Consider the following 14,169-nt stretch of genomic DNA (forward strand, 5'->3'; position numbering starts at 1 on the left):
CGGCGCATCCGCTCCAACTACGGCCTGTTCCCGACAGCTTACGTCAACTCGGCACAAGCGCAGCCGATTTCGGCGATTTAGCGTAGTAGCAAAAATCTTAATAGATGAACGCAGGCAATACGGCGAAACACGCTACATCGCCTACGGCCCGATCGGTACCCGCCTGCACTGTCTGATCTTTACCATACGAGGCGACACGCTGCGGGCCATCAGTCTACGCAAAGCCAATTTCCGAGAGGTGCGAGACTATGAACAGGAAATCTAAGCTGACCATGCCGGCCGCCGACGAGAACGCCGCCATCGCGCGCGGCATTGCGGGCGATCCGGATGCGGTCGAACTGACGACCGAGCAGATCAAGCGTATGCGTCCGGCACGTGAAGCATTGGCCGAAGTGCTTGGCGAGAGAAACGTTGAGGCGCTGATCAAGCGACGGGGCCGCCCTGCCCTGCCGGCGGCCGAACGCAAAGTCAGTCAAACCCTGCGACTCGATCCTGACGTGCTGCAGGCATTCAAGGCAACCGGCGACGGGTGGCAAACGCGCATCAATGATGCGCTGCGCGCCTATGCCAAGTCTTATCGGATGCTGCCGCGCGGCTGCTGAGCGTCGCATGACATCACGAGACGGCTATCTGCAGTCGGTACTGGGCTGGGCGAGCGCCACGGACGCGGTCCTGGCGGTGATCCAGACGGGTTCGCTGGCACGACGCGACGATTCCGCGGACGAGTATTCCGATCTCGATATCGAAATCATCTCGTCTGATCCCGATACGCTGGCGCGTGACGACGGCTGGCTTCGCCAGATTGGCTCGCTGATCACGGTGTTGCGCCTCGAGGCCGACGACGATCAGCGATGGCCGACGCGGCTGGCGATCTACCGGGGCGGCGTCAAGATCGACTTTACGGTCGCCGGTATCGAACGGCTGCAACGGATGACGGGCCCCGAGGGCCTGGACGGCTTGTATGCCCGCGGCTATCGCGTCCTGCTCGACAAGGCCAGCGTGACCGGCTCGCTGCCGCCTGCGCCGTATCGCTTCCCGGTGGAAAGCCTGCCGTCACAGCAGGAATTCCAGGCCAGTGTCGAAGAGTTCTGGTTCGAGGCTTTTCATGTCCCGCGCTATCTGGTGCGCGGCGAACTGTGGCTGGTCAAGCAGCGCGATTGGACGATGAAGACGCTGCTGCTGCGCATGGCGCAATGGCACGCGCTGGCGCTGCACGGCGGCAAGGTCGATGTCTGGCACAACGGCTTGCGCATGGAACAGTGGACCGATCGCGATACATGGCATGCGATGCAGCAGGTATTCGGACGTTTCGACACCGCGGATGCACGACGCGCGTTCGACGCCACGGTCCAGCTCTATGGGCGCCTGGGACGAGAGGTGGCCGCGCGTACGGGACTGGCATATCCGCAGGCCTGCGAGGATCAGATCCAGCAGTGGAATCGGGCCGTGCTGGCGCGCCTTCGCGGCTGACCGGGGAACCCACGGCCACCCTCGGCATCGAGGGGATCGCGGCCGTCGTGCAGGCCCGTCTGGGCCACTGCCAGCAGGCGGCACGCTTGATCGAGCCGGCTCGTCATGCTGCCCGGCGACCTCCCACTAGCGCCTGGCCACGTCGCCCGCGAACGACTGGATCTTGCGCGTCGGGCCCGACACGATCAGCAGGTCGCCCGGCAATACGCGCGTGCTCGGCGTTGCATGCTGGAAGTCCTCGTTCGCGCGTTTGACGCCAACCACCGTGACGCCCGACTTCTCCCGCACGCCGGATTGCGCCAGCGTCTGGTTATGGGTCGACGCCGGCGCATGGACCTTGGCGATCGCGAAGCCGTCGTCGAACTCGATGAAATCGATCATCCGTCCGGTGATCAGATGCGCGACGCGCTCGCCCATATCGGCTTCCGGATAGACCACGTGATGCGCGCCGATGCGCTGGGCGATCTGCCCGTGCTCGGCCGACATCGCCTTGACCCAGATGTCCTTGATGTCGAGTTCGGTCAGCGCCATGATCGTCATCAGGCTGGCCGCAAGGTCCGAGCCGATGCCGACGATGGCATGGGCGAAGTCGGCCACGCCGAGCTGGCGCATCACGTTGACGTTGGTGGAATCGGCCTGCACCGCATGCGTCAGATAGTTCCCCCAGACCTGTACTGGCTCCGCTTCCTTGTCCAGGCCCATCACGTCGTGGCCCAGGCGCATCAGAGACTGCGCGACCGAGCTGCCGAAGCGGCCCAGCCCGATCACGACGACGCTGTCGCCCTTCGAGAACGAGAACTGCTCGGTAAACAATCTAGCCAACAATTGGGTGCTCCTCCGGATAGCGGAACGGCATGCGGCGCTCGCCCAATACCAGCGATGCCGCCAGCGTGATGGTGCCCACGCGGCCGGCGTACATCAGCAGGGCCAGCGTCAGCTGCGCCGGCGCGGGAAGGTCGGCGGTGATTCCAGTCGACAGGCCGACGGTGCCGAATGCCGAGATGACCTCGAAGATGACCTGGTCGGTCGGAACGACCGTCGTGCGCAGCAGCACCAGTGTACCGATGGTGACCAGCGCACTGCCGAGCACCAGCACCGTGATGGCCTGGCGCTGCGCCGACGCGCCCAGCCTGCGGCCATATGCCTCGCAATCGCTTTGGCCCCGGATCTCGGCGATTACCAGCAGTACGAGGATCGCCATGGTACCGACCTTGACGCCGCCCGCCGTGCCCGCGCTGCCGCCGCCGATGAACATCAGGAAGTAGTGCAGCGCCAGGGATTCCCGCGTCAGGCCGCCGATATCCACCGCATTGAAACCGGCCGTGCGCGCCGACACCGACGCAAAGGCGGCACCCAGCAGCTTGTCGGCCACGGACATCGGACCCAGCGTCCTTGCATTGGACCATTCGAACAGCAGGATGCCGACGAATCCGGCCAACAGCAGGACGGCCGTACCGGCAAGGGTCAGCTTGGTGTGCAGTGACCAGTGATGAGGATTGCGCGCCTTGCGCCGGACATCGTGCAGCACCGGAAAGCCGATGCCGCCGACCACGATCGCCAGCATCACCGGCATCAGCATCAGCGCATCGGACGCATAGCGCGTGAGGCCGTCGGCGTGGATCGAAAAGCCGGCGTTGTTGAAGGCGGACACGGCATGGAACAGTCCGCTCCACAGTGCCTCGGCCCACGGCAGATCGTAGGCGTAGTGAAGCCGCAAGGTCAGCAGCGCCGTAACGACGGCCTCGGACGCAAGGGTCGCGACCAGTACCAGCCGCGCCACGCTGGTCACGTCGCCGACGCCCAGCGAGCGCGTCTCTACCTGCGTGATCAGCTTCGTGCGCAGCCGCAGCGAACGATTGACCATCAGGCCCAGCAGGGTCGCGGCCGTCATCATGCCGAAGCCGCCGATCTGGAACAGCACCAGGATCACGGTCTGGCCGAAGCCGGACCAGTAGGTACCGGTATCGACCACCGCCAGCCCGGTCACGCAGACCGCGGATACGGCGGTGAACAGCGCCGTCAGCCACGGCGCCGCATGCCCGTCTGCCTGGGACATCGGCAAGCGCAGCAGCAGCGTGCCGGCCGCGATCGCCAGCAGGAAGGCCAGCGCGACGACGCGTGGGGGATGCGCAATGGATTTCATCGGTTGGCTGGCCGCGAACCGACAGCGCTGGCCGCGGGCACGCAGAGGATCGCTTGTTGTTGTCCGTCCATGTTGTCGACTCCGCGACGGTGCTCGACAAAGGCGTCAGCGCACAGCGGCCGCCTTGGGGCAACACGCGGCCGAATTCTACACTGGCCCATTCGCGTCGAGCCTTCGCGATCGATGCCTGCGCGCGCGCCTGGCGCACGGCTACGCAATCCCTGCGCCGGCGCCGTTGCGGCCATTGCGCGCGTGGTTGTAAGCCGCATCGGCGCCGCTGACAAGGCTCGTTAATCACCGTTGCAAAATCGAACAGAATGTCAGACGCCTCGCCGCTACAGTGATTCCTCCCTTGCCTGTAGGCGTTTTGATGGAGGTACACGAATGAAGCAACATCTGGCGAAATCCCTGTTGATGGCTGGCGCGATGATCGCGTCGTACCCGCTGCTCGCGCAGCAGTCCCAGCCGCTGCAGCCGACTCAGCCGATGCCGGCCGCACAGACGATGCAGCCGATGCAGTCCACCCAATCCTCGCCATACGCACAATCCGCGCAATCCGCGCAGTCGATCCAGTCCGCGCCTTCCGCGCAGGCGATGCCTTCGGCCCAGCCGATGCAGGGCATGCCGGCGGCAACGGCGCAAGCTCCAGCCGCCGCGCCGGTCGCCGGCGATCCGTACGCGCCAGCCGCCGCACCTGTTGCGCAAGCGGGCATGCCGAGCACCGACCCTGCCATCGATCCGGCCAGCATGAGCCTGCCGCCGGATGCGCTGGGCACGCGCCTCGGCCAGCGCAGCCCGTTCCTCGACGGCGCCTGATCCTCGATAGCCGTTTCGGTCCTGCCGGATGCCGACGCCCGGCCATCAGTGCTCGCGCGGCGTCCGGCGTCGCGGATTGCGCGCCGCGACCGTGTGGAAAACGGGGCGATGCAAATGGGAATGTGGGGAGTGGTCCCGCCGACAGGAATCGAACCTGTATCTAGCGCTTAGGAGGCGCTCGTTCTATCCATTGAACTACGGCGAGCGGATAGACGGGCATCGCTGCGACGCCCTGGGATGCGGACACCGTTGAACCGGCAATTCCGCGCGCGGCCATAGGCCGAGACAGGGGCGGAGTATAGCAAAGTCACTTGGCGGGGAGCGTCTCGCCGGCACCAGGCCATGTGCGATTTCGCCCGTGGAGCTGCGTCCCGGGTGCGACTTGGCGCGCGGACCCTCGTCTCGGAGCCGATCGTCCGGCATGCGGAGCCGCCTCGCGGGTGCGATCTGGCCGTCGGGCCCGCCTCGTGGCGCCAACTCCCGCACAAATGAAAAGCCCGCCAATGTCCTGGCGGGCTGGCTGCGGACGGGCCGGGCAGTCTGGGTCGACGCTGGCGGCATCGCCACAAGCCACGGTACAGGTCCTCTTCCTCATGGTTCCGCCGATGTCGCGGCCGCCCATCCGGACCACCCGGACAGTCGGAGAAAGAAGGCGCTGGCGTGCATTGCGGAGATACCGATGGCGAACAGCGAGGCACTCGCTGGAGACGGCCATCGGGTGGGAGGTTGTCCGCATCCGTGCCGGCACTTCGTGTCGACACTGCGAGTATAGGGCGGGGGTTCCGGGATTCAAGAGACGTGGACTCGGGAGCCGGCGGAGCCTCGCCAATGTCCGCCCAAAGGCGCTTGCGGGCAATGTTTTCGCAGTGCAGCAAGAATTTGCGGGTTCTGCTAGAATGCGCCCCGTGAGTTCGCAATGCGAGCCGTGCACACGCCGACCAGCCCCGCGGGCCAGAGGCGATGCCGCTTCCGCTCTCAAGCTCTGTCGCTCGGTTCTCCGGTCGTTTCCCAGTAGTGTTCGACCACCCGCCGCTTGCCAGGCCGCCATCTCACTTGACGCCGCCTCGTCTCCGATCCTGTTGAACAGCCTCGTTGCTGTTTGCCTGCCAGGGACCCGGCTTCCGGTCTTGTACCGGTCGCCCCCTGCCTGCCGCCGTACTGCCAGCTGAGTCTGTCGTCACGGCCTTCCGATTGGCGCCGAAGCCTTTTTAAGACTTTGCACTGCGCCCACCCTCTTGCCGACGGCAGGGGTGCCATGCATCAAGACCCTTACGACATGACCCAGCACGAATTCCGTGCGGAGCAGCCTTTTGCCTCCGCCAACGATATCTCCAATACCAACGCGCCGAGCCCGCTGGACCGCCTGCAGGCGATCCTCGAGCCGCAGGACGCGCCCGAAGCCGCCGCCTCGGCGGCCGACGGTTTTGCCGCGCTAGGCCTCGATGCCGCGATCCTGCGCGCGCTGGCCGAAGCCAACTACACCACGCCGACGCCGGTACAGGCGCAGGCGATCCCGGCCTTCCTGGCCGGCCGCGACCTGCTGGTGTCGAGCCAGACCGGCTCGGGCAAGACCGCTGCCTTCATGCTGCCGGCGATCCAGCGCATTTCGGAGCGCCCCGCGCCGAACCGCCCGCGCGCCGACGAGCCCGTCAAGCGCATGAAGGGCAAGCGTCCTCGCCCGGCCCCGGCCCAGCCGTCGCTGCTGGTGCTGACGCCGACCCGCGAACTGGCGCTGCAGGTGACCGATGCCGCCGCCAAGTATGGCCGCCATCTGCGCCGCATCATCTGCGCGAGCATCCTGGGCGGCATGCCCTACCCGAAGCAGCTGGCGATGCTGTCGAAGATGCCGGACATCCTGGTGGCGACGCCGGGCCGCCTGCTCGACCATATCGACGCCGGCCGCATCGACCTGTCGCAACTCGACATGCTGGTGTTCGACGAAGCCGACCGCATGCTCGACATGGGTTTCTCCGACGACATCGACGCGATCGTCGCGGCGACGCCGGCCACCCGCCAGACGCTGATGTTCTCGGCGACCGTCGATGGCCGCATCGCGCAACTGGCCGCGCGCCAGCTGCGTGACCCGCAGCGCATCGAAATCGCGGCGGCGCGTGCCGATCAGAGCAACATCGAGCAGCGCCTGCATTTCACCGACGACATGTCGCACAAGGAGCGCCTGCTCGACCATCTGCTGCGCGACGCGTCGCTGAAGCAGGCGATCGTGTTCACCGCGACCAAGCGCGATGCCGATTCGCTGGCCGAGCGCCTGTCGGACACCGGTTTTGCCGCCGGCGCATTGCACGGCGACATGACGCAGGGCGCGCGCAATCGCACGCTGACGGCACTGCGCCGCGGCAACCTGCGCGTGCTGGTCGCCACCGACGTGGCCGCGCGCGGCATCGACGTGCCCGATATCACCCACGTGGTGAACTTCGACCTGCCCAAGCAGGCCGAGGACTATGTGCACCGTATCGGCCGTACCGGCCGCGCGGGCCGCTCGGGCGTGGCGATCAACCTGGTCAACCACAACGATGCCTTCCAGTGGAAGCGGATCGAGCGCTTCACCAACAACCGCGTCACCGCGTCGGTGATCGAAGGCCTGGAGCCGCGCCGCACGCCCAAGCCGCGCACCGGCTTCGGCGGCAAGCCCGGCGGTGGCCGTCCGGGCAATGGTGGCGGCTATCGCGGCGGCGAGCGCAAGTTCGCCGGTGGCGAGTCGCGCGGTTATGGCAACGGCGGCGGCAACGGTGGCGGCTATCGCGGTGATCGCGAGCAGGCACCGCGCAGCTTCGGCGGCGGCGAATCGCGTGGCTACGGCGCCGGCGGCAACGGCAATCGCCCGTTCGGCGAGCGCAGCTTCGGCGATCGTCAATATGGCGACCGTCCGTTCGGCGACCGCAAGCCGGCCGAGCGCAGCTTCGGCGACCGCGATGGCAATCGTGGGGGCTATCGTGGCGACAATCGTGGCGACAGCCGCGACGGTGCCCGCAGCTTCGGCGACGGCAACCGCGGCGGCTACGGCAATCGCCATGGCGGCAACGGTGGCGGCTACGGCGGCCAGCGCCAAGGCCAGGGCCGCTCGCGCTTCTCGCGTTAAGCCGGTTCGGGGCCGGGCCCCGAACCAATGAAAAGGACGTCTTCGGACGTCTTTTTTTTTTGAGCCAGCGCCAAACAAAAACCCGCGCCAGCGTCCTCACGCTGCGCGGGTCGTATTGCGACGGGCCAATGTATTGCCCGCCCGTTGCGCGCTATTGCCCGGTCACGACGCGGGCGATGGTGCCGTTGCGGGTCGAGACCAGCAGGAACTCATTGCCGATACCGACCCACTGGTGCCCCTTCGGCGGGCGTTCCAGCTGGAACGAGCGCCAGTCGTCGATCACGTACTGACGGTCCCGATAGGCGGTCGGCAGACGATCGCCCTTCTTCCATTGCCCTGGCGCATAGGCATACGGCGAAGCCGATGCGCCGGGACCGCCGGGCGTAGCCGACGGCGTGGCGCGCTCGCCGGGTTGAGCGACGCGTCCCGAGGGGCCGCCCATCTGCGCGCCGCCCCTTTGCGAGCCGCCCATCTGCGAGCCACGCGTATCCGAACCGCCCGTCTGCGGCCCCCCCATCTGCGAGCCACCCCGCTGCGACTCCGGCGGGGCCCCCGCTCCTGCGCCGTACCCGCCGGCGCCGGCCGAGCCGCCGCCAGAGCTGGATTGCGCCAGGCCGACCGATGAACCGAACACGCCCGCGGCCACCAGCAAACCCATCAACATGTGGTTCCTCTTCATCGAGATCTCCTTGTTGGTTGGGACAGCGATGGCAAGTTACACCCTGCGGGCGCGAGGCGGCAACGCAGCTTTGTATCTGGATATTTCGGTGGTGCGGCCTAAGAGACTCGCGGCAACGGGCGCTTGCCGCAGCCGCGTGACAGCGCTTACAGGAAGCGGTCCAGCAGCTTGCGGCTGGCCTTGTCCAGCGCCTGCTGACTGCGGATCAGGTAGTGGATGCCATGGCTGTCGGAGATCAGCAGCGTGGTGCCCGCCAGCCGGCGGATATCCTCCTCGCCGCGCAGCACCAGCCGGGTCGGACCGCGATCGGTCTCGACCTGCCACGTACTCGGCGTGGCGAAGGTCGACACGCTGACGATGCGGCGGATCTCGGGCATGAATTCGCGCCCGCCCAGCTCTTCCTCGACGATCGCGCGCGCGCTCGCCGGCAGGTGCTCCAGGCGCTCGATCCACGCAAGCTCGTGGCCCTCGGCGCTGACCAGCGCGATGCCATCGTCCGGCGCCGTGATCGGGAACGCGCGCACGGCGACCACGCCCTCATGCACCATGCCCTCGGCGGTCGTCAATACCAGACGGCCGAAGGGATTGCGCGACAGCTGGAACGGGAATGCGACCGCAGTCGTCGATTCGCTTGCTTGCATGATCGGACTTCCTTATTGCACGACGGCGGCACTGGCCGTGACATGGGGCGCGACGGTATTGACCTCGACCGGATCGTCCGGATCGGTATCGACGTTGCGGGCCTGCGCCTGGTACAGCCTGTAGTAGGCGCCCTCGCGCGCCATCAGCTCGTCGTGCGGGCCCACCTCGACAATGCGTCCGCGGTCCATCACCACCAGCCGGTCCGCCTTGCGCAACGTCGACAGCCGGTGCGCGATCGCGATCGTGGTACGGCCCTGCACCAGGTTGTCGAGCGCCTTCTGGATTTCCTTCTCGGTCGCGGTATCGACCGACGAGGTCGCCTCGTCCAGGATCAGGATGCGCGGATCGATCAGCAGCGCCCGCGCGATCGAGATGCGCTGGCGCTCCCCGCCCGACAGCGCCTGGCCGCGTTCGCCGACCAGGGAGTCGTAGCCGTGCGGCAGCCGCAGGATGAACTCGTGCGCATGGGCCGCCCGCGCGGCGGCGATGATCTCGGCGCGGGTCGCATTGGGCCGCCCATAGGCGATGTTCTCGGCGATGGTGCCGAAGAACAGGAACGGCTCCTGCAGCACCAGGCCGATATGGCGGCGGTAGTCGGCCACCGCCAGCGAACGGATATCGACGCCGTCGACGCGGATCGCCCCTTCCGACACGTCGTAGAAGCGGCAGATCAGGTTGACCAGCGTGCTCTTGCCCGAGCCGCTGTGGCCGACCAGGCCGATCATCTCGCCCGGACGGATCTGCAGATCGAGCCCGCGGATCACCGCGCGGCTGCCGTAACGGAAACCGATATCGCGCAGCTCGATGGCGCCGCTGACCTGCGCCAGCTGCGTGGGCCGCGCCGGTTCCGGCACGCTCGACACGTGGTCGAGGATGTCGAAGATCCGCTTGGCGCCCGCCGCGGCCTTCTGCGTGACCGAGACGATCCGGCTCATCGAATCGAGCCGCGTGTAGAAGCGGCTGATATAGGTCAGGAACGCGACCAGCACGCCAACCGTGATCGCATCGCGCGAGACCTGCCAGATGCCGAAGATCCAGACCACCAGCAGGCCCACTTCGGTCAGCAGCGTCACGGTCGGCGTAAACAGCGACCACACGGCGTTGACGCGGTCGTTGATCGCCAGGTTGTGCCGGTTGGCCTCGCGAAAGCGCTCGACCTCGCGGCGTTCCTGCGCGAAGGCCTTGACCACGCGGATGCCTGGAATGGTATCGGCCAGCACGTTGGTGATCTCGGACCAGTTGCGGTCGATCTTCTCGAAGCCATGGCGCAGCCGGTCGCGGACCTGGTGGATCATCCAGGCAATGAACGGCAGCGGCACCAGCGTGACCAGCGCGAGCCAGGGGTTGATCGAGATCAGGATGACCGCCGTCATCATGATCATCAGCACGTCGGTGAAGAAGTCGAGCAGATGCAGCGACAGGAAGACGCAGATACGGTCGCTCTCGTTGCCGATGCGCGCCATCAGGTCACCGGTGCGCTTGCCGCCGAAATACTCGAGCGACAGCTTCAGCAGGTGCTCGTAGGTGGTGGTGCGCAGGTCCGCGCCGATCCGCTCGGACACGCGCGCCAGCAGATAGGTGCGTGCCCACCCCAGGCTCCACGCGATCAGCGCCGCGCCCAGCAGGCCGCCCAGATAGAGCCGCACCAGACCGTAGTCGATCGGCACGCCGTTCTGGTAGGGGATCAGCACCTTGTCCATCAGCGGCATGGTCAGGTACGGCGGCACCAGCGTCGCGCCGGTGGACAGCAGCGTCAGCACGAAGCCCGCCAGCAGTTGCATCCGGTACGGCCTGGCGAAGCGCCACAGCCGCAGCAGCGCCCACGTCGACGGCGGCGTTTCGAGTTCGCGGCTGCATTGCGGGCATTCGTCCTCGCCCGGCGGCAGCGGCGCGCGGCAGGTCGGGCAGACGCCCTCGACCTCGATCGGCTCGCGCGCGGCCGCGCCGGCGGCGAGACGATCGCGTTGCGCGTTGAACGTATCGAGCAGCCGCAGCGCGGCGGGATTGTTGCCCAGCGTGTAGTGCCAGGCCGCGAGCCGGCCGCTTCGGTCCTGCAGCTCCAGCGTGCCGACGCCAGCGTGGTCGCCATGGTGCATCGTCAGTTCGGCGCCGATCGGCCATTGCCGCCAGCCGTCCTGCCCGCCCTGCCCATTGTCCCGGGCCAGCACGCGGCGGTCGGTGACAACCACCACGCCTTCTGTAAAATGCAGCCGCCGGTCGAGATCGACCTCCAGCCAGGCCAGCACCGTTTCGCCGTGCAGGTCCCGGCGGGAGCCGAGTTCGGCCTCCAGCGAGACGCGCCAGGGGTCAGGCAGCGTGGGGGTCGATGATGCGGAGGTAGCGGCTAGGGTCATGGTCGGCACAGCGGGCGTCGTTTCGTCGGGCTGCGCGAGCATGGCGCAAGCGGTCGGCCGACGGTCGAAACGACATGTCTTGATACAAATAAAAATGGCGGGCGCTGCCGGAATGCCGATATGTCGGAGGATGGATCGGCGCAAGCGCGGCGCAAGTATACATAAGCCACATCGAAGCCACATCGGCGCAGCGGCGTCTGTCGCGGCGCACAAACGCTTTTTCGTCGGGAAGTCAACCAGGTCTACGCTGTAACGTTATTGAAAGGTTAGACTTCCGCCCCACGGGCGCATCGCCCATGCCTCAAGCTAATTCAATGAAGAAAAAGGACATTGAGATATTCGATGTCATGTCGCTGCGCGGCCCCAATATGTGGACATATGGGCCGGTGCTGGAGGCGTGGGTCGATATCGGAGAACTGGAGGAATACCCCTCCAACAAGATTCCCGGCTTCTACGAACGCCTCACGGCCTGGCTGCCTTCGCTGATCGAGCACCGCTGCAGCATCGGCGAGCGCGGCGGCTTCCTGCAGCGGCTGAAGGAAGGCACCTGGCCGGCGCACATCATGGAGCATGTGACGCTGGAGCTGCAAAGCCTGGCCGGCCTGCCCGGCGGCTTCGGCAAGGCGCGCGAGACGCCGGTGGTCGGCGTCTACAAGGTCATCGTCACCGCCTGGGACGAGCGCGTGGCCCGCGCCGCGCTGTTCCTCGCGCGCGATCTGGTGATGGCCGCGATCGAGGACCGCCCCTTCGATGTCGATGGCGCCGTCGACGAACTGCGCCGGCTGATCGATCGCCACTGGCTCGGCCCGAGCACCGCCTGCATCGTCTATGCCGCCGACGACCGCCGTATCCCGGCGCTGCGCCTGTCCGACAGCAATCTGGTCCAGCTGGGCCACGGCGCGCGCCAGCGCCGCATCTGGACCGCCGAGACCGACCGCACCTCCGCGATCGCGGAAAGCATTTCGCGCGACAAGGACCTGACCAAGTCGCTGCTTCAGTCGTGCGGCGTGCCGGTGCCCGAGGGCCGGCTGGTGGACAGCCCCGAGGATGCCTGGGAGGCCGCCGAGGAGATCGGCGTGCCGGTGGTGGTCAAGCCCTATGACGGCAATCACGGCCGCGGCGTGTTCACCAATCTGATCAGCCGCGAAGAAGTGCAGACGGCCTATGCGGTCGCCATCGACGAAGGCAGCGGCGTGATCGTCGAGCGCTTCGTGCCCGGCAACGAGCACCGCCTGCTGGTGGTCGGCGGCCGGCTGGTCGCCGCGGCAATGGGCGAGTCGGCCAGCGTGGTGGGCGACGGCAAGTCGACCATCGACGAGCTGATCGAGCTGCAGATCAACTGCGACCCGCGCCGCGGCAATACCGAGGATCATCCGCTGAACCGCGTGCGGCTGGATTCGGCCGCCCGCCTCGAACTGAAGCGTCAGGGCTTTACCGGCGAGTCGGTGCCGCCCGAGGGCCGCCATGTGCTGATCCAGCGCAACGGCAACGTGGCGTTCGACGTCACCGATCGCGTCCATCCGAGCGTCGCCGCGCATGCCGCGCTGGCGGCGCGCGTGGTGGGCCTCGATATCGCCGGCATCGACCTGGTCGCCGAGGACATCTCGCGCCCGCTGGAAGAGCAAGGCGGCGCGATCGTCGAGGTCAACGCCGGCCCTGGCCTGCTGATGCACCTCAAACCCGCTGCAGGCACGCCGCGTCCGGTCGGCCGTGCGATCGTCGATCACCTGTTCCCGCCCGCCGCGGACGGCGATGCCCCGGCCGACGACGGCCGCATTCCGGTGGTCGGCATCACCGGCACCAATGGCAAGACGGTGGTGGCCAAGCTGGTCGCGCGGCTGCTGCAGCTGTCGGGCCGCCATACTGGCCTGGCCTGCAGCGATGGCCTCTATCTGGACCGCCGGCTGGTGGAAGGCGGCGATCGCGCCAACTGGGAAGCCGCGACCCGCGTGCTGAAGAACCGCGCCGTCGAGGCCGCCGTGTTCGAGAACGACAGCGGCACGATGCTGTCCGAGGGCCTGGCCTACGACCGCTGCCTGGTCGGCGTGGTCACCAATATCGATACCCCGGACCACCTCGGCCACTACTACATCGAAGACGCCGACAAGATGTACAGCGTGTTGCGCACGCAGGTCGACGTCGTGCTCAAGCACGGCGCCGCGGTGCTCAACGCGCGCGATCCGCTGGTGGTCGAGATGGCCGAGCTGTGCGACGGCGACGTGATCTTCTTCGGCGGCAGCGCCGAGCTGCCGGCGATCGCGCAGCACCGTGCTGCCGGCAAGCGCTCGGTGTACGTGCGCGACGGCCGCATCGTACTGGCCACCGGCAACAGCGAATTGCCGCTAGCCGATGTCGCGGCGATTCCGCTGACCTATGCCGGCCGCGTCGGCTTCCAGATCGAGAACGTGCTGGCGGCGGTGGCCGCGGCCTGGGCGCTGGGCATCTCGCACGAGCTGATCCGCGCCGGCGTGATGACCTTCGATGTCGGCCAGCTCGACGTGCCGGGCCGCTTTACGCTGTTCGAGCGCAACGGCGCCACCGTGATCGTCGACGACGCGCACAACGCCCCCGCGCTGGAGGCCCTGGCCAAGGCGCTGGAGCGCTTCCCGTCCGAACGCCGGCTCGCCGTGTTCGGCGCCGGCGCCGATCGCCGCGACGCGGACCTGATCGAACAGGGCAAGGCGCTCGGCGCCGCCTTCGATCGCGTGTTCCTGTGCGAAGACCGCAGTGTCGCGCGCAAGCTGCCCGACAGCGAGGCGCGCGCGCTGCTGAAGAAGGGCCTGTACGAGGGCCGCCGCGTCAGCAAGATCATCGACCAGGGCAGCCGGCGCGAGGCCGTCGAGGCCGCGCTGTCGCAGCTGGTCGCGGGCGATCTGCTGGTGCTGCAGGCCGACGAGGCCGATATCGGCACCACGCTGGACCAGGTTCACCACTGGCTGGGCCAGCCGGCCCGGCGCGGTTGACCGGC

At 67.3% G+C, this 14,169-nt stretch carries 11 protein-coding genes and 1 tRNA gene; 6 read left to right on the forward strand and 6 right to left on the reverse strand.

Features of this window, described 5'->3' with window-relative positions:
- Positions 1–100: 100 nt before the first annotated feature.
- Genes F7Q96_RS04050 through F7Q96_RS04060 form a run of 3 tightly spaced genes read left to right on the forward strand, consistent with a single transcriptional unit; the run spans position 101 to position 1,470 of the window.
- Complete coding sequence (locus F7Q96_RS04050; RefSeq protein ID WP_198751938.1) at positions 101–265, forward strand: BrnT family toxin; 165 nt, start codon at positions 101–103, stop codon at positions 263–265.
- The gene (locus F7Q96_RS04055) at positions 249–602 is read left to right on the forward strand and encodes a BrnA antitoxin family protein (RefSeq protein WP_249041647.1); all 354 of its coding nucleotides are present in this window, start codon (positions 249–251) and stop codon (positions 600–602) included. Before F7Q96_RS04050 ends, F7Q96_RS04055 begins: the two co-directional genes overlap by 17 nt.
- Before the next feature lie 7 nt (positions 603–609).
- The gene (locus tag F7Q96_RS04060; RefSeq protein ID WP_053821275.1) at positions 610–1,470 is read left to right on the forward strand and encodes an aminoglycoside 6-adenylyltransferase; all 861 of its coding nucleotides are present in this window, start codon (positions 610–612) and stop codon (positions 1,468–1,470) included.
- Between the two features lie 126 nt (positions 1,471–1,596).
- On the opposite strand, the gene F7Q96_RS04065 is transcribed toward F7Q96_RS04060, so the two are convergent.
- Positions 1,597–2,292 (reverse strand): potassium channel family protein, encoded by a 696-nt coding sequence (locus tag F7Q96_RS04065; protein ID WP_053821274.1) that lies wholly within the window; start codon positions 2,290–2,292, stop codon positions 1,597–1,599.
- Entirely contained in the window at positions 2,285–3,613 is a 1,329-nt protein-coding gene (locus F7Q96_RS04070) for a TrkH family potassium uptake protein (RefSeq protein ID WP_053821273.1), read from the reverse strand. The genes F7Q96_RS04065 and F7Q96_RS04070 overlap by 8 nt, the downstream gene beginning before the upstream one ends.
- Positions 3,614–3,997: 384 nt before the next feature.
- Here F7Q96_RS04070 and F7Q96_RS04075 point away from each other — a divergent pair, with 384 nt between their 5' ends.
- The gene (locus tag F7Q96_RS04075) at positions 3,998–4,429 is read left to right on the forward strand and encodes a hypothetical protein (protein ID WP_053821272.1); all 432 of its coding nucleotides are present in this window, start codon (positions 3,998–4,000) and stop codon (positions 4,427–4,429) included.
- 130 nt (positions 4,430–4,559) lie between these two features.
- Here the strand turns inward: F7Q96_RS04075 and F7Q96_RS04080 are convergent.
- A tRNA-Arg gene (locus F7Q96_RS04080) sits at positions 4,560–4,634 on the reverse strand.
- 1,071 nt (positions 4,635–5,705) lie between these two features.
- Between F7Q96_RS04080 and F7Q96_RS04085 the strand changes: the two genes are divergently transcribed.
- Positions 5,706–7,526, forward strand: coding sequence for a DEAD/DEAH box helicase (locus F7Q96_RS04085; RefSeq protein WP_053823015.1), 1,821 nt, complete (start codon positions 5,706–5,708; stop codon positions 7,524–7,526).
- A 151-nt stretch (positions 7,527–7,677) separates the two neighbouring features.
- On the opposite strand, the gene F7Q96_RS04090 is transcribed toward F7Q96_RS04085, so the two are convergent.
- The 3 genes from F7Q96_RS04090 to F7Q96_RS04100 form a co-directional block, all read right to left on the reverse strand.
- Positions 7,678–8,205 carry an RcnB family protein gene (locus F7Q96_RS04090; RefSeq protein ID WP_244959422.1) on the reverse strand — a complete coding sequence of 176 codons (528 nt, stop codon included), beginning with the start codon at positions 8,203–8,205 and terminating at the stop codon, positions 7,678–7,680.
- Between the two features lie 146 nt (positions 8,206–8,351).
- Positions 8,352–8,846 (reverse strand): cyanophycin metabolism-associated DUF1854 family protein, encoded by a 495-nt coding sequence (locus tag F7Q96_RS04095; protein WP_053821270.1) that lies wholly within the window; start codon positions 8,844–8,846, stop codon positions 8,352–8,354.
- 12 nt (positions 8,847–8,858) lie between these two features.
- Positions 8,859–11,201, reverse strand: coding sequence for a cyanophycin metabolism-associated ABC transporter (locus F7Q96_RS04100; RefSeq protein WP_053823014.1), 2,343 nt, complete (start codon positions 11,199–11,201; stop codon positions 8,859–8,861).
- Positions 11,202–11,515: 314 nt separating this feature from the next.
- Here F7Q96_RS04100 and cphA point away from each other — a divergent pair, with 314 nt between their 5' ends.
- The gene (gene cphA / locus F7Q96_RS04105; protein ID WP_053821269.1) at positions 11,516–14,164 is read left to right on the forward strand and encodes a cyanophycin synthetase; all 2,649 of its coding nucleotides are present in this window, start codon (positions 11,516–11,518) and stop codon (positions 14,162–14,164) included.
- Positions 14,165–14,169: the final 5 nt, after the last annotated feature.

This window comes from Cupriavidus gilardii (genome assembly GCF_008801915.1).
Taxonomy (GTDB): Bacteria; Pseudomonadota; Gammaproteobacteria; order Burkholderiales; family Burkholderiaceae; genus Cupriavidus; species Cupriavidus gilardii.